This is a genomic window from Streptomyces violaceorubidus (assembly GCF_000717995.1).
In the GTDB taxonomy this organism is placed as follows: Bacteria; Actinomycetota; Actinomycetes; order Streptomycetales; family Streptomycetaceae; genus Streptomyces; species Streptomyces violaceorubidus.
In genome coordinates, this window is record NZ_JODM01000003.1 from 262,385 (window position 1) to 283,622 (window position 21,238).

Annotated in this window: 15 protein-coding genes and 1 tRNA gene; 2 read left to right on the forward strand and 14 right to left on the reverse strand. The window is 73.1% G+C overall.

The features are described from left to right. Positions 1-118 precede the first annotated feature (118 nt). Entirely contained in the window at positions 119-1,567 is a 1,449-nt protein-coding gene (locus IE94_RS0107830; RefSeq protein WP_030180208.1) for an MFS transporter, read from the reverse strand. Between the two features lie 196 nt (positions 1,568-1,763). Between IE94_RS0107830 and IE94_RS0107835 the strand changes: the two genes are divergently transcribed. Then, positions 1,764-1,864 (forward strand) — tRNA-OTHER (locus tag IE94_RS0107835). On the opposite strand, the gene IE94_RS37770 is transcribed toward IE94_RS0107835, so the two are convergent. From IE94_RS37770 to IE94_RS0107880, 10 genes are all read right to left on the reverse strand, one after another. Beyond that, positions 1,833-2,507 carry an SUKH-4 family immunity protein gene (locus IE94_RS37770; RefSeq protein ID WP_078606421.1) on the reverse strand — a complete coding sequence of 225 codons (675 nt, stop codon included), beginning with the start codon at positions 2,505-2,507 and terminating at the stop codon, positions 1,833-1,835. The two genes, IE94_RS0107835 and IE94_RS37770, sit on opposite strands and share 32 nt — an antisense overlap. Positions 2,508-2,671: 164 nt before the next feature. Beyond that, the gene (locus tag IE94_RS0107840) at positions 2,672-4,993 is read right to left on the reverse strand and encodes a xanthine dehydrogenase family protein molybdopterin-binding subunit (protein ID WP_030180211.1); all 2,322 of its coding nucleotides are present in this window, start codon (positions 4,991-4,993) and stop codon (positions 2,672-2,674) included. Beyond that, positions 4,990-7,545 carry a 2Fe-2S iron-sulfur cluster-binding protein gene (locus IE94_RS39020; RefSeq protein WP_030180214.1) on the reverse strand — a complete coding sequence of 852 codons (2,556 nt, stop codon included), beginning with the start codon at positions 7,543-7,545 and terminating at the stop codon, positions 4,990-4,992. The genes IE94_RS0107840 and IE94_RS39020 overlap by 4 nt, the downstream gene beginning before the upstream one ends. After that, positions 7,542-8,435, reverse strand: a complete 894-nt coding sequence (locus IE94_RS0107850; protein WP_030180216.1) for an FAD binding domain-containing protein — start codon at positions 8,433-8,435, stop codon at positions 7,542-7,544. Before IE94_RS0107850 ends, IE94_RS39020 begins: the two co-directional genes overlap by 4 nt. A gap of 277 nt (positions 8,436-8,712) precedes the next feature. Then, positions 8,713-10,356: a beta-N-acetylhexosaminidase gene (locus IE94_RS0107855; protein WP_030180220.1), complete on the reverse strand. Its 1,644-nt coding sequence runs from the start codon at positions 10,354-10,356 to the stop codon at positions 8,713-8,715. Between the two features lie 5 nt (positions 10,357-10,361). Continuing rightward, complete coding sequence (locus tag IE94_RS0107860; RefSeq protein WP_030180223.1) at positions 10,362-11,201, reverse strand: carbohydrate ABC transporter permease; 840 nt, start codon at positions 11,199-11,201, stop codon at positions 10,362-10,364. Next, positions 11,202-12,167 carry a carbohydrate ABC transporter permease gene (locus tag IE94_RS0107865; protein WP_030180226.1) on the reverse strand — a complete coding sequence of 322 codons (966 nt, stop codon included), beginning with the start codon at positions 12,165-12,167 and terminating at the stop codon, positions 11,202-11,204. It abuts the gene before it with no gap. Continuing rightward, the gene (locus tag IE94_RS0107870; protein ID WP_030180228.1) at positions 12,164-13,462 is read right to left on the reverse strand and encodes an extracellular solute-binding protein; all 1,299 of its coding nucleotides are present in this window, start codon (positions 13,460-13,462) and stop codon (positions 12,164-12,166) included. The genes IE94_RS0107865 and IE94_RS0107870 overlap by 4 nt, the downstream gene beginning before the upstream one ends. A gap of 233 nt (positions 13,463-13,695) precedes the next feature. Continuing rightward, positions 13,696-13,980 carry a DUF3039 domain-containing protein gene (locus IE94_RS0107875; RefSeq protein WP_030180230.1) on the reverse strand — a complete coding sequence of 95 codons (285 nt, stop codon included), beginning with the start codon at positions 13,978-13,980 and terminating at the stop codon, positions 13,696-13,698. A gap of 30 nt (positions 13,981-14,010) precedes the next feature. Beyond that, positions 14,011-14,583 (reverse strand): YqgE/AlgH family protein, encoded by a 573-nt coding sequence (locus IE94_RS0107880; protein WP_030180232.1) that lies wholly within the window; start codon positions 14,581-14,583, stop codon positions 14,011-14,013. Between the two features lie 234 nt (positions 14,584-14,817). On the opposite strand from IE94_RS0107880, the gene murA reads away from it, so the two are divergent. After that, a complete protein-coding gene (gene murA, locus IE94_RS0107885; RefSeq protein WP_030180233.1) occupies positions 14,818-16,164 on the forward strand; it encodes a UDP-N-acetylglucosamine 1-carboxyvinyltransferase in 1,347 nt (448 codons plus the stop codon). A 183-nt stretch (positions 16,165-16,347) separates the two neighbouring features. Here murA and IE94_RS0107890 read toward each other — a convergent pair whose 3' ends face one another. The 3 genes from IE94_RS0107890 to IE94_RS0107900 form a co-directional block, all read right to left on the reverse strand. Next, positions 16,348-16,629: an HU family DNA-binding protein gene (locus IE94_RS0107890; RefSeq protein WP_004987462.1), complete on the reverse strand. Its 282-nt coding sequence runs from the start codon at positions 16,627-16,629 to the stop codon at positions 16,348-16,350. 352 nt (positions 16,630-16,981) lie between these two features. After that, the gene (locus IE94_RS0107895; protein ID WP_030180236.1) at positions 16,982-18,397 is read right to left on the reverse strand and encodes an NAD-dependent malic enzyme; all 1,416 of its coding nucleotides are present in this window, start codon (positions 18,395-18,397) and stop codon (positions 16,982-16,984) included. Positions 18,398-18,843: 446 nt separating this feature from the next. Then, entirely contained in the window at positions 18,844-21,171 is a 2,328-nt protein-coding gene (locus IE94_RS0107900) for a HelD family protein (protein WP_030180239.1), read from the reverse strand. Positions 21,172-21,238: the final 67 nt, after the last annotated feature.

The following is a 21,238-nucleotide window of genomic DNA, read 5'->3' on the forward strand; positions in this document are numbered from 1 at the left end:
GCCACGTATGACAACCGGGCCACCCTACCGGCGGGCCGACGCGATCACCGCGCGCACGGGGGCGGGTCACCCCCGGGTGGGACGGACGTCACAGCCGCTCCGCCGGGTCGTCCTCGGCTCACTTCCCCCGCACCCGCGTGGCGACCCACGCCCCGACCAGCGCCACCGCCGCCATCGGCAGGAACACCGCGGCGAAGGCGGCCGGGTGGGAGCCGGTGGCCTCGGTGGCCGCGTGGCTGACCGTGCCGCCGCCCAGGGCCGCGAAGGCGGCGCCGCCGGCCGACAGCAGGACGACGTTGGAGAGGCCGTCGGAGATCTGCAGGGCGGCGGAGTTGCTGCCGGCCTCCTGCGGGGCGGAGAGCTTGAGCAGGAGCACGCTGGTGGAGGAGATCACCAGGCCCATGCCGAAGCAGCCGAAGCCCCAGGCGACGGCGACCGTCCAGGCGGGGACGGCGTCGATCAGCACACTGGGTGCCGTGGTGATGGCCGCCGCGACCAGGAGCATGCCGAGGGCCATCAGCCGCTCCCGGTGCGGCTCCAGGCGCGGCCGGGACTGGAGCCACGAACCCGCGGCCCAGGTCGCGCCGCCGGCCGCCAGGGAGAGTCCGGCCAGGGTCGGGCTGAGTCCGCGCTGGGTGACCAGCATCAGCGGGACGAAGGACTCGGCGGCGACGAAGGACCCCGCGGCCACCCCGCGCAGCAGGACCACGGAGGGCAGTCCGCGCACCGCCCGGTAGGTGCCGCGGGGCAGCAGTCCGAGGACGGCGGGGACGAGCAGCGCCACGCCCGTCGCGCCGGGCAGCAGGGAGTGCGGGCGCAGGTCCTGGGCGGCGTACTGGAGCAGGCCCGCGCCCAGCGAGATGCCGAGGGCGAGGCGGATCCGGCGGCCGTCGAAGGAGGCCGGGGCCTCTCCTCCCTCCACGGCACCGGAGGCGCGTCGGCGTATCTGCGGCAGCGCGAGGGCGAGCGGGACGACGACGAGCACCGGGATGCCGACGAACACCCAGCGCCAGCCGAGGTGCTCGGTCACCGCGCCGGCGGCCAGCGGACCGACGACGGAGGGCACCACCCAGCCCGCCGCGAACGCCGCCATGATCGCGGGCCGCAGCCGCTCCGGGTAGGCCCGCCCGACGACGACGTACAGCGCGACGATCACCAGCCCGCCGCCGAACCCCTGCACGGCCCGCCCGAGGATGAACAGCCACATCGCGCCCGCCGTGCCGGACAGCACGAGCCCGGCCGCGAAGGCGGCGATGCCGGTCGTCAGCGGGGCCAGCGGCCCGCTCCGGTCCGACCACTGGCCGGAGAGCACCATCCCGAACAGGCTGGTCGTGAAGTACCCCGAGAACGCGAACGCGTACAGCGACACCCCGTCCAGCTCCCGCGCCGCCACCGGCATCGCCGTGCCGACCGCCGTCGCCTCGAAGGCGATCAGCACGATCACGGAGACGATGCCGATGCTCAGCGCCCGGTAGGCGCTGCTCAGCACGGTCTCGGCGGGGACGGAGGAGAGGGAGGGCGCGGCGGGGACGGCGACCTCGGTGTCGCCGGGCTCAGGGACGGTCATGGTCGCCAGAGTAAGGGCCATGGCCCGCTGTGGCCCCTGTCCGGAGACGGTGCGGGACCGGGACCTTGGTCGTACGACCCCGCCGGCCCGTCACGTCGTTGATGAACGGCGTGGGGCAGTCGGTGTCGCGGCCCGCCCGGTCCCTTGAGCGCCTCCCCGGCCCCGCCCTACCGTCGAGTCACGAAGCCGCAGACCCGGCCGTGTGCCCGAGTGGTTGAGGGGCTCGCCTGCGCAGCACCCGTCAGCGAGCTCCGCTCGCGGGGAGTTACGCGGGTTCGATCCCCGCCACGGCCTCCAGGCGTCCCGCCCGGCGCAGCGCCCAGAGGGTGAGGGCGAGGGCGGAGACGTCCGCCACCAGGGGGTGGAGGGTGCCGTCGGGCGTCCGCCAGGTCAGGACGGTGCCCGTCGTGCCGTCGACGACCACGTGCGCGCCGTCCGCCAGCCGTCCCAGGCGTACGAGGCGCTCCGCGCCGGCCGGGGCCGGGTGCTCGGGGTGCTCCTCGGCGTACTCGGCGAGCGTCGGCAGCGGCAGGTCGTCCGCGTCCAGTCGGAAGGGGTGAGCGTCCTCGGGCAGGCCCGTCTCGCGCAGGAAGCGGCGGGTGGGCTCGTGGGTGAGGGTCCGGGGGAAGTCGATGTCCTCGAAGCGCGTCACGCGGTGACGGCCGAACTCCCGGTCCAGGAAGCGGGACGGCAGGTCTCGGGAGGTCCCCGGCTCCGCGCGGTGGCTCACCGCCAGGAGCAGGCAGCTCGTCAGGGTGGACGTGTTCCACAGGGACGGGCGCTCGCAGCTCCCCTGGGGCCGCCGGGTGGCGCCGCGCGTCCACGACGGGTCCTCCACCGATGTCGCGAGGCGGACCCGGGTCACCAGCGAGGGGATCGCCGTCCGGGCGTCCGCCGCGGAGCCCCGCATGAACGTCGTACCGCCGGTGACCGCGTGCATCGTCTCCCCCGAGAAAGTGTGGCCGTCCGCGTACCGGCGGCTGCCGTTCGCGCTCCTTCGGAGACTACGCGCCACCACTGACAACGCGTCTGCGCACGGACCCCGTCCGCCCCGTAGGACGCGCCCGGGGGCTCGTGCGTTGCCTCGGGCGCGTGAGCAGCGGCTCAGTTGCCGGTGGCCACCGCGGCCTGCGGCCGGATCGGGAGGCGGTTCACCGGGCGTCCCGTGGCCGCGCGCACGGCGGAGGCGACGGCCGCCGGGGAGGCCACCACCGGGGCCGCGCTGACGGCCTTGGCGCCGAAGGGCGCGACCACGTCCCGCTCCTCGACGAGCTTCACGATCCGGATGTCCGGGGCGTCCAGCGCGGTCGGCAGGGCGTAGCCGGTCAGGTCGGGGTGGCGGATCAGACCGCGCGGGGTGCGCAGGTTCTCCGTGAGCGCGATGCCGACGCCCTGCGTGACGCCCGCCTCGATCCGCGCGGTCAGCTGGGCCGGGTTCAGGACCCGGCCGACGTCCTGGGCGACGGCCAGCTCCACGACCCGCACCGAGCCGATCTCGATGTCCACGTCCACCACCGCGCGGATCGCGCAGAAGGCCATGCCGACGAACGCGTCGCCCTGGCCGGCCTCGTCCAGCGGCTCGGTCGGGTGCGGGCGGCACTGGGCGGTGGCCCACAGCTCCTTGCCGTCCAGCGCTTCGCCGACGGTCGTCGACAGCACACCGTCGTAGGAGGTGATCTTGCCGTCGGCGATCTGGAGCAGTTCGGTCGACATCCCGAACTGGTGCGCCAACGGCTGGAGGAGCTGGGTGCGGACCATCTTGGCCGCCCGCTCCACCGCGCCGCCCGACACCCAGGTGTGCCGGCCCCGGCAGCCCGGCCCGGCCGGGGGCTGGTCGGTGTCGACGGGCGCCACCTGCACCTCGTCGACGCCGAGGGTGTCCTGCACGATCTGCCGGGCCAGCGTGGTGAAGCCCTGGCCGGTCTCGACGGCGGCGCACAGCACCGTCGCGACGCCGTCCTGGACCTTCACGGTGGCCGTGGAGACCTCGTCGGCGCCCTCGGCGCCCAGCATGTGCACCATGCCGATGCCGTAGCCCACGCCCCGGCGCACGGCGCCCGGTTCGCCCGCGCCCTCGGGGCCGCCGGGCAGCAGCCACTCGTCCTCGGGCGTGTCCTTGGGCAGCGCGGGCAGCGGGAAGTCGCGGACCGCTTGGAGGAGTTCGGCGACCGGGGCGGGACAGGTGACCGTCTGCCCGGTGGGCAGCACGTCGCCGGTGGCCAGGACGTTGCGCAGCCGCACCTCGGCCGGGTCCAGGCCGAGCTTCTTGGCGACCTTGTCCATCTGCGCCTCGTACGCGGCGCACACCTGCATGGCGCCCTCGCCGCGCACATGGCCGGAGGGCGGGTTGTTGGTGCGCACGGCCCAGCCCTCGATGAAGGCGTTCGGCACCACGTAGGGGCCGCAGGCGAAGGCGACGGCGGCGGCGAGGGCGTCGGAGGAGGTGTCCGCGTAGGCGCCCGCGTCGAGCAGGATCTGCGCCTCGACCTTCACGATCCGGCCCTCGGCGTCCGCGTGGTGGCGGTACCGCAGGAGGGTGGGGTGGCGGTGGGTGTGCCCGAGGAAGGACTCCTCGCGCGTGGCGGTCAGTTTCACCGGGCAGCCGGTCTTCAGGGCGAGCAGGCCGAGCGGCAGCTGGAAGCCCTGGTCCTCGCGGTCGGCGGTGGCGCCCGGCACCCCGGTGACGACGATCTTCACCTGCTCGGGCGGCAGGCCGTAGCACGCGGCGGCGGTGTCGCGGTCCCCGTGCGGGTCGGTGGAGGCCAGGTACAGCTCCACGCCGCCGTCGGGACGCGGTACGGCCAGCCCCGCCTCGGCCCCTATGGGCGCCGGGTCCTGACGGCCGATGCGGTACAGGCCCTCGACGACGATCTCGCCGGCCGCGTCCGGGTCGCCGTGGCGCAGCGGGATGTGCCGGATCAGGTTGCCGTCGGGGTGCAGCGGCTCGGCCTCGAAGGCGTGCTCCGGGTCGGTGACCGGGTCGAGCACCTCGTACTCGACGATGACGGCGGCGGCGGCCATCCGCGCGGTGTCCGGGTGGTCGGCGGCGACGGCGGCGAGGGGCTCGCCGTGGTGGCGTACTACGTCGGAGGCGAAGACCGGCCGGTCGGCGCGGCCGCCGCGGCCGTGCAGCGGGGTGCCGGGCACGTCCTCGTGGGTGATCACCGCCCGTACGCCGGGCATCTCGCGCGCGTGGGTGGTGTCGATGGACACGATGCGCGCGTGCGGGTGCGGTGAGCGCAGCACGGCCGCCCACAGCAGGCCCTCGGCCCACAGGTCGGCGGCGTACGGGAAGGTGCCCTCGGTCTTGGCGCGGGCGTCGGCGGGCGGCAGGGACTCGCCCAGGCCGTGCGGGATCGGCTCGGGGACGGGGGTCGCCGCCTCGGCGGTTCCCTCGGCCTCCGCAGTCGCGGTGTCGTTGCTCACGCGTGGCCTCCGTCCCGGCCGTGGGTGCCGTGGTCGCCGTGGTCGCCGTAGGGCGGCTGGTCGTGCGGTCCGGTGGGGTCGTGGGCGCCGGGCGGTGGCGCGGACTCGAACGCCGCCGCGTTGACGCCACCCGCGCCGGGAGCGGCCTGGTGCGGGATGCGGGGCTCCTCGGAGTCGGCGTCGGCCTGCGCTTCGGCGCCGGCGTGCGCCTCGCGCTCGGCGACGACCTCCTGCACGGCCTCCAGGACACCCCGGTAGCCGGAGCAGCGGCACAGGTTGCCGCACAGGGCCTGGCGGGCCTCCAGCTCGGTCGGGGCCGGGTTGCCCTCCAGGAGGTTGTGCACGGTCATCGCCATGCCGGGCACGCAGAAGCCGCACTGCACGGCGCCGCGGCGGGCGAGCGCGCGCTGCACGTCCGAGGGCTGTCCGTCGGTGGCCAGGCCCTCGACGGTGCGTACCTCGCTGCCGGCCGCGGTCACGGACGGGACCAGGCAGGAGGCGACGAGCCGTCCGTCGACCTGCACGTTGCAGGCGCCGCACTCGCCCTGCGAGCAGCCGTCCTTGGCGCCCGCGAGACCGAGCCGCTCGCGCAGCACGTACAGCAGCGATTCGCCGATCCAGGCGTCGGTGACGGGCCGGTCGGCGCCGTTGACGCGCAGTACGTAGGAGGCGAGGGGGTGTTCCTCCTGCGGACCCGCGGCGGGCGACGGCTCCCGGGCGCCGTCGGCGACGGCTCCCTCGGCGTCGGCTCCGTCGCCGCCGGTACGTCCGTCGGCCGCGTCCGCCGCCTCGGTTACGTCACCGGCCGGGCCCGCCGCGACGGGCACCGCGGCCTCCTCGGCGACGGCGTCGGCCGCGGACTCCGGCCGCGGCTCTCCCCCGGGCTCCTGCCCCTGCTCCCGGTCGGGCTCGGGCACGCGCTCCCGACCGGCGGTCGGCGCCCGGTCCGTCACGGGGTCTTCAGCGGCCTCCGGACGGGATCCTGCCTCCGCCGCCCCGCCGGGGCCGGCGGCACGCCCTGACGGGCCCTCAGAGGCCTCCTCGGCTCCCTCGGATCCGTCGGCGGCCGTGCCGCTTCCGGCCGCGGCTTCGGTCGCCGACTCAGCGTCGCCATCGGGCACGTGGGTGTACGGACCGTCTGCGGGGCGGGAGCCGTCCGGGCTCGCGCCGGGGCGCCCCCCGTGCGCGGGCGCGTTCACGTCCGGCCCGGTCGGTCCGACGGCGGCGGCATCGGACCCGTGGCCGCCCGCTTCCGGCCCGTACGCGAGCCCGGTCGGATCCGGGTGGTGCGGGCCGGCAGCGGCATCGGCGTCGAGCGGACCGGCGGCGGCATCAGACCCGTGGCCGCCCGCTTCCGGCCCGTACGCGAGCCCGCTCGGGTCCGGGTGGTGCGGGCCGGCAGCGGCATCGGCGTCGAGCGGACCGGCGTCGTCATCGGACCCGTGGCCGCCCGCTTCCGGCCCGTACGCGAGCCCGCTCGGGTCCGGGTGGTGCGGGCCGGCAGCGGCATCGGCGTCGTGTCGACCGGCGGCAGACGCGGACCCGTGGCCGGCGTCGGCGCCGGAATCGGGGCCGTGGCCCGCGTCCGGGCCGGACTCGGGGCCGTGCCCGTATCCGCCCTCGGGGCCGCGCCCGTACCCGCCCTCGGCGGAGCCGTACGCGGGCCCGCCGGCGGCGGAACCGGGTCCGTGGCCCGCGTCGGGCCCGTGCCCCTCTCCGGGTCCGCCCGCGGTGGAGCCGTATCCGTGCCCGCCCTCGGCGGGGCCGCGCCCGTACGCGCTCGCGTCCGGCCGCTCGTCGTCGGCCGGTCCGGGCGGCGCCGCGGACTCGCCCCACGGCTGCCCCGTCGGCTGCGTCGCCCAGGGCGCGGGAGCGCCGCCGGGGAGGGTGGCGGGAGCGCCGGTGCCCCACTGCTCGGCCAGGGAGGACGTGGTGAACTCGCCCGACTCGTCCGGCAGGTCGCCGTCGGCCACGGGGATGGACCACTGCCCGGTCACGTCCTGGCCCGGCGCGGGCCGGACCGCCGCGGCGTCCGCGTCGGCCTGCGCCGCCTGCGGGTCCTGCGGGAAGTCCCACTGGCCGGTGGCGCCGGGCTGGTAGGCGAACCGGTCGTCGTGCCCGGGGACGCCCTGCCCGGCGTGCACGCCGTAGGGCGCCGCCCCGCCGTACGGGTCCTGCTGGGCCGCGTAGTGGCCGTACCCCTGGTGGGCGGCGGGGTCCTGACCGGTGTCCTGGGCCTGCCACTGGGTGCCGTCCACGGGCGCGGACGGGGCCGACGGCACCGCCCAGGAGCCGGGGGCGGCCGGGTCGGTGCCGGTGGTGGTGGCGGGCGCGACCGTGATCTGGGGCGGCACATAGCCGTGTCCGGGGGCGGCGAGCGGGCTCTCGGCGGAGGCGAGGAGCGCGTCCACGCCGCCCTCGGGGAGCTTCACGAAGGCGGTGGCGCCGTCGTCGTAGTCGCCCTGGGGCAGCGGGTCCCAGCGGCTGCCGCCGGGAGGTGCGCCCCCCGCGTGCTGATCGCCGTGCGGGTCGCCGTGCTGGTCGTCGGTCACGACAGCGCCCTCCCCAGTGCTCGTCGGGCCAGCGCGGCGACGGTGCGCCGCAGGTGCAGTACGGCGGGCGGAAGCTGCGGCACGGAGCCGTCCTCGTCCGGGGCCGCGTCGGGGATGCAGGCCGCGGCGACGTACTCGCCGAATCCGTGCAGCGCCTCCGGGACGACGGCGCGGCCGTTGTCCCAGTCGATGAGCGAGGCCACCCACTGCTCGGCCTCCAGGGGCCGCAGCGGCATCGGCGCGATGGCGCCCACCGCGCACCGCACACCGCGCCGGGCGGGGTCGAGGACCAGCGCCACGGAGGCCGTCGCCCGGCCGGGTCCGGTGCGGCCGGTCGCCTTCAGGAAGACCTGCGGCGCGTGCAGCAGCGGCACGCGCACGTAGCCGATGAGCTCTCCCGCGCGGAGCATCTCCATGCCCGCCAGCAGGTGCGAGACCGGCACCTCCCGGCGGGCCCCGTCCGGGCCCGCGATGATCAGTGTCGCCTCCAGGGCGGCCAGCACCGGCAGCGCGTCCCCGGTGGGGGCGGCCGAGGCGATGTTGCCGCCCAGGGTCCCGGCGTTGCGGATCTGCGGCGGTCCGGCGGCCCGCGCGGCGGCGGCGAGCGCCGGGATCAGCGCGGCGAAGTCGGGGCGGCCCATGCGGGCGTGGGTGAGGCCCGCGCCGAGCAGCGCGTGGCCGTCCTGGTACTGCCAGCCGCGGATCTCGCTGATCCGGCCGAGTCCCACCAGCGCGGCGGGCCTGAGCTGACCGGAGTTGACGGCCGCCATCAGGTCGGTGCCGCCCGCGACCGGAACGGCCGCGGGCATCGCGGTGAGCGCCGCCACGGCCTCGTCCAGTGTCGTGGGCAGCGTGACGGCCTGCGCCGCCTGCGGTGCGTGCGTGGTCAACCCGACTGCCCCTTCCCGCTGTCCCACCTGGTCCCGCCCATGTGGCCGTACGGTACGACCTGACAGGGCGGACGTGGCAACTCTGGCACATCTTCGCAGGGCCCGGACGCAGGGGTCCGCTAGGAGGCATTCGCCCGTCTCGTCGGTGAGATGGTCCGTTTTCAGACGGGATCTCCGACGATCGGAGCTACGCGCGATGCGCACGAGTTGCCACTCTTCGGTGACGTTTAGGGGCGTTTCCTTCCCTTGCATGCCCACGTGCTCACTCGGTCACTGCTCACTTGTTCGGCGGCGGCCCGTCCATCGGCCGGCCGAGCACGCCGGGCCGCCGCTGCCAGGGGCGCGGGCCAGCGGGCGGACGGTAGGCGACGCCCAGAGCGTCGAGCCGCCGGTAGTGGGTGGCCATCCGCCGCTCGAAGGCGCCGTAGTCCCGGTCGGCGGGGGCGGGCAGGGCGCTCCAGGCGACCTCGGCGAAGGCGGCGAGCCTCGGGAAGAGCTGGTAGTCCACCCGCTCCTGGTTCTCCGTCACCTCGGTCCACAGGTTCGCCTGGGTGCCGATCACGTGTCCGGACTCCTGGGGGGTCAGTTCCGCGGGAACCGGCTCGAACCGGTAGACGTCCTCCAGGGTGCGCACGAAGGCGATCGGCACGGGTTCGTCCTCGCCGCCGTCCTCCCGGAAGTTCAGGTACACCTGCTGCTCGGGGCACATCACGACGTCGTGCCCCGCGCGCGCGGCGGCGATCCCGCCCGCGTAGCCGCGCCAGGAGGACACGGCCGCGCCCTTGGCGAGTCCGCCCTCCAGGATCTCGTCCCAGCCGATGAGCCGGCGTCCGCGTGCGGTGAGCCAGGTGTCGAAGTGCTGGATGAACCAGGCCTGGAGTTCGTCCTCGCCGGCGAGGCCGAGTTCCGCGATCCGCGCCTGTGCGGTGGCCGAGGCCCGCCACTGGTCCTTCGGACATTCGTCGCCGCCGATGTGGACGAACTCCGAGGGGAAAAGCTCCAGGATTTCCTCGAACACGCCCTCGTAGAAGCGCAGTGTGTTCTCGGTGGGGGCGAGCACGTTCGGGCAGACGCCCCAGGTGTCCCAGACGGAGAGCGCGGTGGTGTCGATCACATCCGTGTTGCCCAGTTCCGGATACGCGGCGATGGCGGCCTGCGAGTGCCCGGGTACGTCGATTTCGGGGACGACGGTGATGTGCCGCGCGGCGGCGTAGGCGACGATCTCCCGGATGTCCTCCTGGGTGTAGTAACCGCCGTGGGGTTTGTCCTCCCACAGCGGCGAGGCCCGGTGGCCGAATTTCGTGCGCGCCCGCCAGGAACCGGTCTCGGTAAGCTTGGGGTGGCGTTTGATCTCGACGCGCCAGCCCTGGTCGTCCGTCAGGTGGAAGTGCAGGACGTTGAGTTTGTGGGCGGCCATCAGGTCCAGGTAGCGCAGAACGCCGTCCTTGGGCATGAAGTGCCGGGAGACGTCCAGCATCAGTCCGCGCCAGTGGAAGCGGGGCGCGTCCTCGACGCGGCCCAGCGGCAGCCGCCACCGGCGGCCGGGCAGCGGGGCGCGCCGGAAGGCGTCCGGGCCGAGCAGTTGGCGCAGGGTCTGGGCGCCCCAGAAGAGGCCGGCCGGGTCGCCGCCGGTGAGGTGCACGCCCTCCGGTGCGATGTCGAGGCGGTAGCCCTCCTCGGCCAGTCCGCCGTCGAGGGACAGCCGGAGGAGGCCGCCGCCCGCCGCCCCGGGCCCCAGCGGCAGGCCGGTGGCCGCGCCCAGCGTGGCGCGCAGCCAGCGCTCGGTGTGCCCGGCGCCCTCGTCGGCCACCAGGGCGGTGTCCGGGCCGAGCTCGAAGAAGGTTTCGTCGTCGCGGGCCGCCACTTGACGCGGTTGGGGAATCACGTCGGTCGCCTGCGTCACGTCACTCACGTCGGTCACGTTTGTCAGTCCTTCACCGCTCCGCCGAGGCCGGAGACGAGTCGTCGTTGTACGAGTACGAAGAAGACCAGCACCGGAATCGTCATCACCGTGGACGCGGCCATGACGCCGCCCCAGTCGGGATCGTCCGGCTTGTAGAAGACCAGCAGCGCCATCGGCAGCGTCGACTGGGAGGTGTCGCTGATGATGAACGACTTGGCGAACAGGAAGTCGTTCCAGGTCGAGATGAAGGAGAAGACGCTGGTGGCCACAAGCCCCGGCAGGACCAGCGGGAAAAGGATCTGCCACAGAAAGCGCGTCCGGCTCGCTCCGTCGATGCAGGCGGCCTCCTCCAGGGCCTCCGGCACGGCTTTCACGAAGCCCCGCAGCATCCAGATCGCGAAGGGCAGCGAGAAGGCGATGTGCGGCAGGATCAGGGAGCCCAGCGTGTTCAGCTGGCCGAAGTCCCGCATGAGGAAGAACAGCGGGATGGTGAGCGCCTCCACGGGCACCATCTGGGCCACCAGGAACATGATCAGCAGGGTGGTCCGGAAGCGGAACCGGAAACGCGTCACCGCGGTCGCCGCGAGGAACGCGATGAGCGCCGAGGCGATGACCACGCACCCCGCCACGATCAGGCTGTTGAGAAAGTAGCGGCCGAATTCCTGCTGCTCGAACACCCGCCGGAAGGAATCCAGCGAGGGGGTCAGCGTCCAGGGCCGGGGCTCGCTCGACTCGATCTCCCCGGCCGGTTTGAAGGCGCTCAGCACCATCCAGTACAGCGGGAAGGCGACGACCACCGCGATCAGCAACGCGGACACCTCGGCCGCCAGCCGCCACGGACGGCGCACCCGCGCGCGGAAGATTCACAGCTCCTCCCCCTGGCGGCGCAGCAGCCGCAGGTACACCAGCGTCACCGCGAGCAGGATCAGCAGCATGACGACGCCGATGGCGGAGCCGAGGCTGTACTGCGAGGACGCGAAGGCCTTCTGGTAGGCGTAGACGTTGAGGACGAGGTTCTGGCCGGCGATGCCGCCGCCGCCCGTCATGACGTAGATCTGGGTGAAGACCTTGAAGTCCCAGATGACCGACTGGATGGTGACGACGACCAGGATCGGCCGGAGCATCGGCGCGAGCACCGAACGCCAGATCCGCCACTGCGAGGCCCCGTCGAGCGCGGCGGCCTCCAGCACCTCGGCCGGTACGGCCCGTATCCCGGCGTAGACGGTCACCATGACGAACGGGAAGGAGCACCACACCACTTCGAGCAGCACCAGCAGGAAGGCGCTGTAGCGCCCGTACGTCCAGGAGTGGTCGCCGAGGCCCAGGATCCGGTTGACGGGCCCGAAGTCGGGGTCGAACAGCAGCAGCCAGACCGTGGAGCCGGTGACCGCCGGGGTCGCCCACGCGCCCAGCCCCGCCAGCATCAACGCCAGCCGCGGCACGGCCCGCACCCGCGTGAGCAGCACGGCGAGCGCACACCCGACGGCCAGCGTGGACACCACACAGGCGGCGGCGAACACCACGGTGGCCAGCAGCACCCGCCAGAACTCACCGTCCCCGAACAACTCGGCATAGTTCCCGAACCCCTGGAAGGTCGCCGGCTCCCCACCACTGACCTGAGCCTGCGTGTACTCCAGGAAGGAGATCAATCCGAGCTGATAGACGGGGTAGACCAGCAACCCGCCAAGGACCACAAGAGCGGGGGCAAGATATATCCAAGGGATGGCGGAGGAGCGCCCGAAGGGGCGCGGGGAACGGCGCGCGAAACCACGACGCTCCCGCACCCGCGAACGCACCGCACCTCCCGAGCTCACAGGCGAACCCGTCATCCGGCGGAGCCAAACGCCTCGTCCATCTTCCGAGCCGCGTCCCCGGCGGCAGCGCCCACGTCCTTCTTGCCGCTGACCACCTCCTGGAACATGGTCGGCAGCACCTGCGAGGAGTCGATCGTCGCCCACGCGGGAGAGGCCGGCACGAACTTGGTGCCCGCGGCGAGCGTGTCGACGAACGGCTCCACGAACGGCTCCTTCGCCGCGACCTGCTGCCGCACGTCCGTGAAGGTCGGCAGGAAGCCCATCGCGTCGAACAGTTCGCCCTGCGCCTTCTTCGAGGCGAGCCGCCGCATCAGGTCGACGGCGAGGGTGCGGTGCGCGGTGCTCTTCAGGACGCCGATGTTGTTGCCGCCCGCGAAGGCGGGGGCTATGGAGCCGGACTCGACGCCCGGCAGCGGCACGACCGCGTACTTGCCCTTCGCCGCGCCGGCTTCCACGGCCTGGTGGCTGAAGTCGCCGCCGACGGCCATGGCCGCCTTGCCGGATGCGAAGGCGGTGACGGTGTCGTTGCCGCCCATGCCGGCGCACTTGGCGGCGGGGCAGTTGTCGTCCCCGAAGAGGGACGTGTACGCCTCGATGCCCTTCCGGGCGGCGGCGCTGTCGATGGCGGAGGCGTACGAGCCGCCCTTCCCCTCGGCGAGTTCGCCGCCGTTGGCCCAGATGAACGGCATCGCGCCGTAGGTGTAGGCACCGCCGACCGCGATGCCGTAGAGGTGGGGCTTCGCGGCGTGCACCTTCTTGGCGGTGGACGCCAGCTCCGCCAGCGACTTGGGAGGTTCGAGACCGAGCTCGTCGAAGACGTCGGTGCGGTAGTAGAGGGCGCGCACGCCGACGAAGTACGGGGCGCCGTAGACCTTTCCGTCCACGGTGACCGACTGGCGGGCGGTGGGGTCGGTGTCCTTGGCCTCGTCCCAGGCAGCGAACTCCGCGGTGACGTCGGCCAGTCCGCCGTCCTTGACGTATCCGGCGGTGTCGGTGTTGCCGTACTCGATGACGTCGGGGGCGCTCTCGGGGTCGTTGAAGGCGGCCTTGATGCGCTGGGCGCGGGTCTCGACCGGGATGTACTCCACGGTGACCTTCGTGTCCTCGTGCGCCCTCTCGAAGTCGGCGAGGGCCGCGTCGACGACCTTCTCCTTCGGCTTGTTGTTGACCTCCTGGAACAGCCAGACGCGCAGGGTGCCGCTCTTCTCGTCCTTGCCGGAGGAGGAGTTGTCGGACGTCTGGGGTGCGCAGGCGGTCGCGGCGGCGACGGCCGCGGCCAGCAGTACGGCCAGGCGGGGGGCGAGCTTCATGGAGTCTTTCCTCCGGGCGTGCGTTGCAACATATGCAATGACGGTTTCGCTCTGCACAACACCCAGGAGCGTAGGGAGACATGACCCTGCCCACAAGAGGTCTGAACCAATTCGTCAACCTCTTCGTCCATCGGCCAGACGACGCACGAAGGCCCCCGGAGTGTGCGCGGGCACACTCCGGGGGCCTTCGGGACGAGCCAAGAGGTCCGTACGGTCCGTACGGACAGGGGGCGCTACTTCTTGTCGCCGCCCTTGCCCTCGCCCCCGCCGCCGCTCATGGATTCGTAGATCTCCTTGCACATGGGGCAGACGGGGTACTTCTTGGGATCACGGCCCGGCACCCAGACCTTGCCGCACAGCGCCACGACGGGCGTGCCGTCGAGGGCACTCGCCATGATCTTGTCCTTCTGGACGTAATGCGCGAAGCGCTCGTGATCGCCGTCGCCGTGGGACGTCTGCGGCGTCGGCTCGACGAGGGTTCCCGTACCTGTCCCGCGCTCGGGCTCGAGAGTGCTCATAACCGCCAAGGGTACTGAAGCTCACACGCTTCAGTTGAGCGACGGGTCGTCCGGATACGTCGCCACCATCGCCAGGTCGCCCCGCTGGCGGCGCAGCACCTCGCGCCAGAGTCGCTCCGGGAAGGGCGAGGAGACGTCGCCGGGCTCGGACTCGACCACGTACCAGGCGCCCTCGGTCAGCTCGTCCTCCAGCTGGCCGGGGCCCCAGCCCGCGTACCCGGCGAAGATCCGCAGGGCGCCCACGGCGGACGCCAGCAGCTCCGGCGGCGCCTCCAGGTCGACCAGGCCGATCGCGCCGTGCACCCGCCGCCAGCCCAGCGGAGCCCGCTCGCCGGACGCCCCGCCGGGGACGACGGCGACCCCGAGGGCCGAGTCGAGCGACACCGGGCCGCCCTGGAAGACGACACCCGGCGCGTCGGCCAGCTCCGCCCAGTCCTCCAGGATGTCGCCCACGTCGACCGGCGTGGGGCGGTTGAGGACCACACCGAGGGAGCCCTCCTCGTCGTGGTCGAGGAGGAGCACCACCGCACGCTCGAAGTTCGGGTCCGCCAGGGCGGGCGTTGCCACGAGCAGCCGCCCCGTGAGCGAGGACACCTCGGTCATGCCAGACATGATCCCGCATGTTCCCCTCCCGTGGGGAGGCAATCGGGGGCACGGGAGTGAACAGGCACCCGCGCACGCCCCTGGATCGTGACCCCGCGTACGCGCCGGTGAACGCCACGTGTTGTGACGAATCCATGACGTTGCCGGACCGTGCGGAGGCGCGTGGAACGGGGGTACAAGACGATTACCCTTTCCCTTCTGGACCCCTGCCCAACACCACGGAACGCGAGATTCATGACCGTCAACGGCGCTGATGACGTACTGCTTGTCCACGGCGGGACCCCGCTGGAGGGCGAGATCCGGGTCCGCGGTGCGAAGAACCTCGTGCCGAAGGCGATGGTGGCGGCCCTGCTGGGCAGTGCGCCGAGCCGGCTGCGCAACGTGCCGGACATCCGCGACGTGCGGGTCGTACGCGGGCTGCTGCAACTGCACGGGGTGACCGTCCGCCCGGGTGAGGAGCCCGGCGAGCTGGTCCTGGACCCCTCCCACGTGGAGAGCGCGAACGTCGCCGACATCGATGCCCACGCGGGTTCGTCGCGCATCCCGATCCTGTTCTGCGGCCCGCTGCTGCACCGCCTCGGGCACGCCTTCATCCCGGGTCTGGGCGGCTGCGACATCGGCGGCCGGCCCATCGACTTCCACTTCGAGGTGCTGCGCCAGTTCGGCGCGAAGATCGAGAAGCGGGCGGACGGCCAGTACCTGGAGGCTCCGCAGCGGCTGCGCGGCACCAAGATCCGGCTGCCGTACCCGTCCGTCGGCGCGACCGAGCAGGTACTGCTGACGGCGGTGCTCGCCGAGGGCGTCACGGAGCTGTCCAACGCGGCCGTGGAGCCGGAGATCGAGGACCTGATCTGCGTCCTGCAGAAAATGGGCGCGATCATCGCCATGGACACCGACCGCACCATCCGCATCACCGGCGTGGACGAGCTCGGCGGCTACACCCACCGTGCCCTCTCGGACCGCCTGGAGGCGGCCTCCTGGGCCTCCGCGGCGCTGGCCACCGAGGGCAACGTGTACGTCCGCGGGGCCCAGCAGCGCTCGATGATGACGTTCCTGAACACCTTCCGGAAGGTGGGCGGCGCGTTCGAGATCGACGACGAGGGCATCCGCTTCTGGCACCCGGGCGGCCGGCTGAAGTCCATCGCCCTGGAGACGGACGTGCACCCCGGCTTCCAGACGGACTGGCAGCAGCCCCTGGTGGTCGCCCTGACGCAGGCCACCGGCCTGTCCATCGTCCACGAGACGGTCTACGAGTCGCGGCTCGGCTTCACCTCCGCGCTCAACCAGATGGGCGCCCACATCCAGCTCTACCGCGAGTGCCTCGGCGGCTCCGACTGCCGCTTCGGCCAGCGCAACTTCCTGCACTCGGCGGTCGTCTCCGGACCGACCAAGCTGGAGGGCGCCGACCTGGTCATCCCCGACCTGCGCGGCGGCTTCTCGTACCTGATCGCCGCCCTCGCGGCCCAGGGCACCTCCAGGGTCCACGGCATCGACCTGATCAACCGCGGCTACGAGAACTTCATGGACAAGCTCGTGGAGCTGGGCGCGAAGGTGGAACTCCCGGGCAAGGCCCTGGGCTGACCCGCGCAGACACGCCGATGGGGCGGCCACCCGGACCCGGGTGGCCGCCCCATCGGCGTTGAGTCGAACGCCCCTGCAAGGGGCGCGGGGAACTGCGCGACCAGCCACGTCCGGCCCGCGGCCGCAAAACGACCGCACCCGAACGAACGATCCGCGCAGTCCCCGGCACTCCGAGCGGAGCGCTTACTTACCCTTGGCGGCTTCCTTGAGCTTGGAACCCGCGGAGACCTTGACGCTGTAGCCGGCCGGGATCTGGATCGGCTCGCCGGTCTGCGGGTTGCGGGCGGTGCGAGCGGCACGGTGGGTGCGCTCGAAGGTCAGGAAGCCGGGGACGGTGACCTTCTCGTCGCCCTTGGAGACGATGTCGCCGACAACCTCGGCGAACGCGGCCAGCACGGCGTCGGCGTCCTTGCGGGTCACCTCGGCGCGGTCGGCCAGCGCGGCCACCAGCTCACTGCGGTTCATGTTGTTACTCCCGTGTTCTTCTTGCCGTTGAGGCGTGCCACGCGGCGGAGCCGCATGTTGGGCACAGCGATGCCGATGCTGCCAGGGCCCTCTGACATTCCCCGGACCCGGGTCGGTCGTCAGACCCTCGCGCCCAGGGAGGCATCCTGCCTCCACCTGCGGCGGTAAAGCCAATCCGGCACCCCCAGGAGTCGTGAGAACACCCTTGGGAGTCACACGCCGAGAGGGCCTGAGCCTTGCGCAACCCTAGAGGGCGATCCGAGGCCCGACATCCCGCGACGCGCCGGAGGGGCGGCCCGCCGTGATGATCCTCACCACCACGCCAGGGGCCGCCTTCCCCGACCGGGGGAACCTACGCCACCCCTGCGGCGGCCTTCGCCGCCTCCCGCACGGCGCCCGCGACGGCGCCGGCGACCTTGTCGTTGAAGACGCTGGGAATGATGTAGTTCGGGTTGATCTCGTCCTCGGTCACCACGTCCGCGAGGGCGTGCGCGGCGGCGAGCATCATCTCGGTGTTGACGGTGCGGGACTGCGCGTCGAGCAGGCCGCGGAAGACACCGGGGAAGACCAGCACGTTGTTGATCTGGTTCGGGAAGTCGCTGCGGCCGGTGGCGACGACCGCGGCCGTCTCGCGGGCGATCGCCGGGTCGACCTCGGGGTCCGGGTTCGCGAGCGCGAACACGATGGCGCCGTCGGCCATGGCGGCCACGTCGTCCCCGTCGAGGACGTTGGGGGCGGAGACGCCGATGAAGACGTCGGCGCCGTGCACGGCCTCCTTGAGGGTGCCGGTGAGGCCCTCGGGGTTGGTGTTGTCGGCGATCCAGCGCAGGGCGGACTCGGGCGCGGCGTCCACCAGGTCCGCGCGGCCGGTGTGCACGACGCCGTGGATGTCGGCGACCACGGCGTTCTTGACCCCGGCGGCGAGCAGCAGCTTGAGGATGGCCGTACCGGCCGCGCCGGCGCCGGACATGACGACCCGTACGTTCTCGATCGGCTTGTCCACCACGCGCAGGGCGTTGGTCAGCGCGGCGAGCACGACGATGGCGGTGCCGTGCTGGTCGTCGTGGAAGACGGGGATGTCGAGGGCCTCGCGCAGCCGGGCCTCGATCTCGAAGCAGCGGGGCGCGGAGATGTCCTCCAGGTTGATGCCGGCGAAGCCCGGGGCGATGGCCTTGACGATCTCGACGATCGCGTCGGTGTCCTGGGTGTCCAGGCAGATCGGCCAGGCGTCGATGCCGGCGAACCGCTTGAACAGGGCCGCCTTGCCCTCCATCACCGGCAGTGCGGCCTTGGGGCCGATGTTGCCCAGGCCCAGCACGGCGGAGCCGTCCGTCACGACCGCAACGGAGTTGCGCTTGATGGTGAGGCGGCGGGCGTCCTCGGGGTTCTCGGCGATCGCCATGCACACGCGGGCCACGCCCGGCGTGTAGACCATGGACAGGTCGTCGCGGTTGCGGATGGGGTGCTTGGACTGCATCTCGATCTTGCCGCCGAGGTGCATGAGGAAGGTACGGTCGGAGACCTTGCCCAGGCTGACGCCCTCGATGCCGCGCAGCTGCTCCACGATCTCGTCGGCGTGGGCCGTCGACCCGGCCGCGATGGTGACGTCGATCCGGAGCTTGTCGTGGCCGGAGGCCGTGACATCGAGGCCGGTGACCGAGCCGCCGGCGGACTCCACCGCTGTGGTGAGCTGCGAGACTGCGGTTCCGCCCGCGGGCACCTCCAGTCGGACCGTCATCGAGTAGGAGACGCTGGGCGCCGTTGCCATGGCCGACTTCCTCTGCTTTCACCGTGTAACTGGGTTGTGCCGTCCGATCGTCGCACCTACCACTGAGTACGCGGTAGCCGCCCCGGATTGCGAACTTTTTGTTCGCTCCGATTTCGGAAAACGACTTCCACCATACGAGAAGTAGCCCGTCGGGGGAAGGGGTCACCGGAAGCGGCGGGCCGGAGGCGCCCGTCCCGCGACGGCGGCCCGCGCAAACCCGAGCGAGGAACCCGCGGGACGGGAATTGTCTTGCGGGGATCGTTTGTTACCTTGGACGTGGCACCGGCTCGATCCAAGCCCCCGGGCCCAACCTTCGTCGCTACGAGCGACCACTTGCCGCGAGGCGAGCATGGCGGGTCGGTGCCACTTGAACGCGAGCGAAGGGCCCGCGCCGTCAACCGGCGCGGGCCCTTCGTACGTCCGCGGGCCGCTCCCCGGCCCGGCGCTCAGTCGCGCAGCAGGTCCGGCACCCCCGAGGCGTCCGGCTCGTCCCGCTCGCACGAGACGACCGTGAGCTGCTGCGTGGCCCGGGTCAGGGCGACGTACAGCACGCGCAGCCCGGCGGGCGACTCGTCGGCGATCTCGGCCGGGGAGACGACGACCGTGGCGTCGTACTCCAGGCCCTTGGCCTCCAGGCTGCCGAGCGCCACCACGCGCTCCCCCAGCCCGTCCAGCCAGCGCCGGGCCTCCTCGCGCCGGTTCATGGCCACCACGACGCCGACGGTGCCGTCGACGAGGTCGAGCAGCCGGGCCGCCTCCGCGCGGACCGTCCGGGCGAGGGAGTCGCGCACCACCGCGAAGCGCGGCTGAACGCCGGTCGAGCGCACGGCCGACGGGGACGGCGAGCCGGGCATGGCCAGGGCGAGGACCCTGGCCGCCAGCTCGGCGATCTCGGCCGGGTTGCGGTAGTTCACGGTCAGCTCGAAGCGGCGGCGCGGGCGGGTGCCCAGGGCCTCGTCCCGGGCGGCGGCCGCCTCGTCGGGGTCGGACCAGGAGGACTGCGCCGGGTCGCCGACGACCGTCCAGGTGGCGTGCCGGCCGCGGCGGCCGACCATCCGCCACTGCATGGGGGTCAGGTCCTGCGCCTCGTCGACGATGACGTGCGCGTACTCGGTGCGCTCCTGTGCGAGGCGCTCGGCGCGCTCCCACTGGGTCTCCTCGCGCTGCGGCATCAGCTCCTCCAGGCCGGTGAGCTGGTCCAGCGGGTCCTGCTCGCGCCGCCTGCGGGGGCGGGCCGGGGTGCCGACGATCGCCTGGAGCTCGTCGAGCAGCGCGATGTCGTGCACGGAGTGGCCCTCGCGCCGCAGCGAGCGGGCGACCTTGCGGACCTCGCCCGAGTTCAGCACGCGCCGGGCCCAGCGGCCGAGGCGCCGCTCGTCCGCCATGGCCGCCAGCACGGCGCCCGGGGTCAGCTCGGGCCACCAGGCGTCGAGGAAGCCGGTGAAGGAGTCCTCGGAGGTGACGTCCTCGTCGAAGGAGGACCGCAGCTCCGCGGCCAGCTCGGGGTCGGTGTGCCGGGTACCGGCGCCCGACTTCTCCCACAGGGCGTCCAGGAGCAGCCGGCGGGCGCGCGGGCGCAGCAGGTTGACGGGGGCGGTGCCACCGAGGACGGTGCGGCGGATGCCGGCCAGCTCCTCGGCCTCCAGTTCGAGGCGGCGGCCGAACGCGACGACCCTGAGCAGGGTCGGCGAGTCGGCCGGTTCCAGCGCCCCGCGCGCGGCCTTGCGCAGCACCGTCAGCATGCGGGAGGAGCCCTTGGCACGGGCGGTGGCCGGGGCGTCGTACAGCGTGGCCTGCGCGCCGTCGACCAGGGAGCCGATCGCGCGGATGGCGACCTGGCCCTCCTCGCCGAGCGAGGGCAGCACTCCCTCGGTGTACGCCACGAGCAGCGGCGTCGGCGAGACGATCAGGATGCCGCCCGCGTACCGGCGCCGGTCCTGGTAGAGCAGGTAGGCCGCGCGGTGCAGGGCGACGGCGGTCTTGCCGGTGCCGGGGCCGCCCTCGACGTAGGTCACGGAGGCGGCGGGGGCGCGGATCACCTGGTCCTGCTCGGCCTGGATGGAGGCCACGATGTCCCGCATGGAGTGGGTGCGGGCCTGGCCGAGCGCGGCCATCAGGGCGCCGTCGCCGACGACGGCCAGTTCCTCCCCGGCCAGGCGGGCCTTGACCTCGGGCCGCATGAGGTCGTCCTCGACGCCGAGGACGCGCCGCCCCTTGGAGCGGATCACCCGGCGGCGCACGACCCGGCCCGGATCGACCGGCGTGGACCGGTAGAAGGGGGCGGCGGCGGGCGCCCGCCAGTCGATGACCAGCGGGGCGTAGTCCTCGTCCAGGACGCCGATCCGGCCGATGTGCAGGGTCTCGGCGATGTCGGCGGTGCCGTCGGGCCCGAGGGCGCCCTCGGCGGGCTCGACGGCCGTGTACGCGCCGTCCGGGCCCTTCTTGCCGTCCTTGCCGAGGAGCAGGTCGATGCGGCCGAACAGGAAGTCCTCGAACTCGTTGTTCAGGCGGTTGAGGTGGATGCCGGCCCGGAAGACCTGCGCGTCGCGCTCGGCGAGGGCGCCGGGCGTGCCCACGTGGCCGCGCTGGGCGGCGTCGTGCATGAGGAACTCCGCCTCGTGGATCTTCTCTTCGAGACGTCGGTACACCCGGTCGAGGTGCGCCTGTTCCACGTCGATCTCTCGGTCCCGTACGGAGTCCTCCCGCGCGGGGTCCTTCCGCACGGAGTCGTGCTCCGAGTCGACCGCTGAATCCTGTTGAGCCTGTGCGGCCACCGGGCCCCCTTCTGACGTGCTGGGCAGCCGTCAAAAATACGCGAAGGGGGCCCGGGAAGCTACGGCG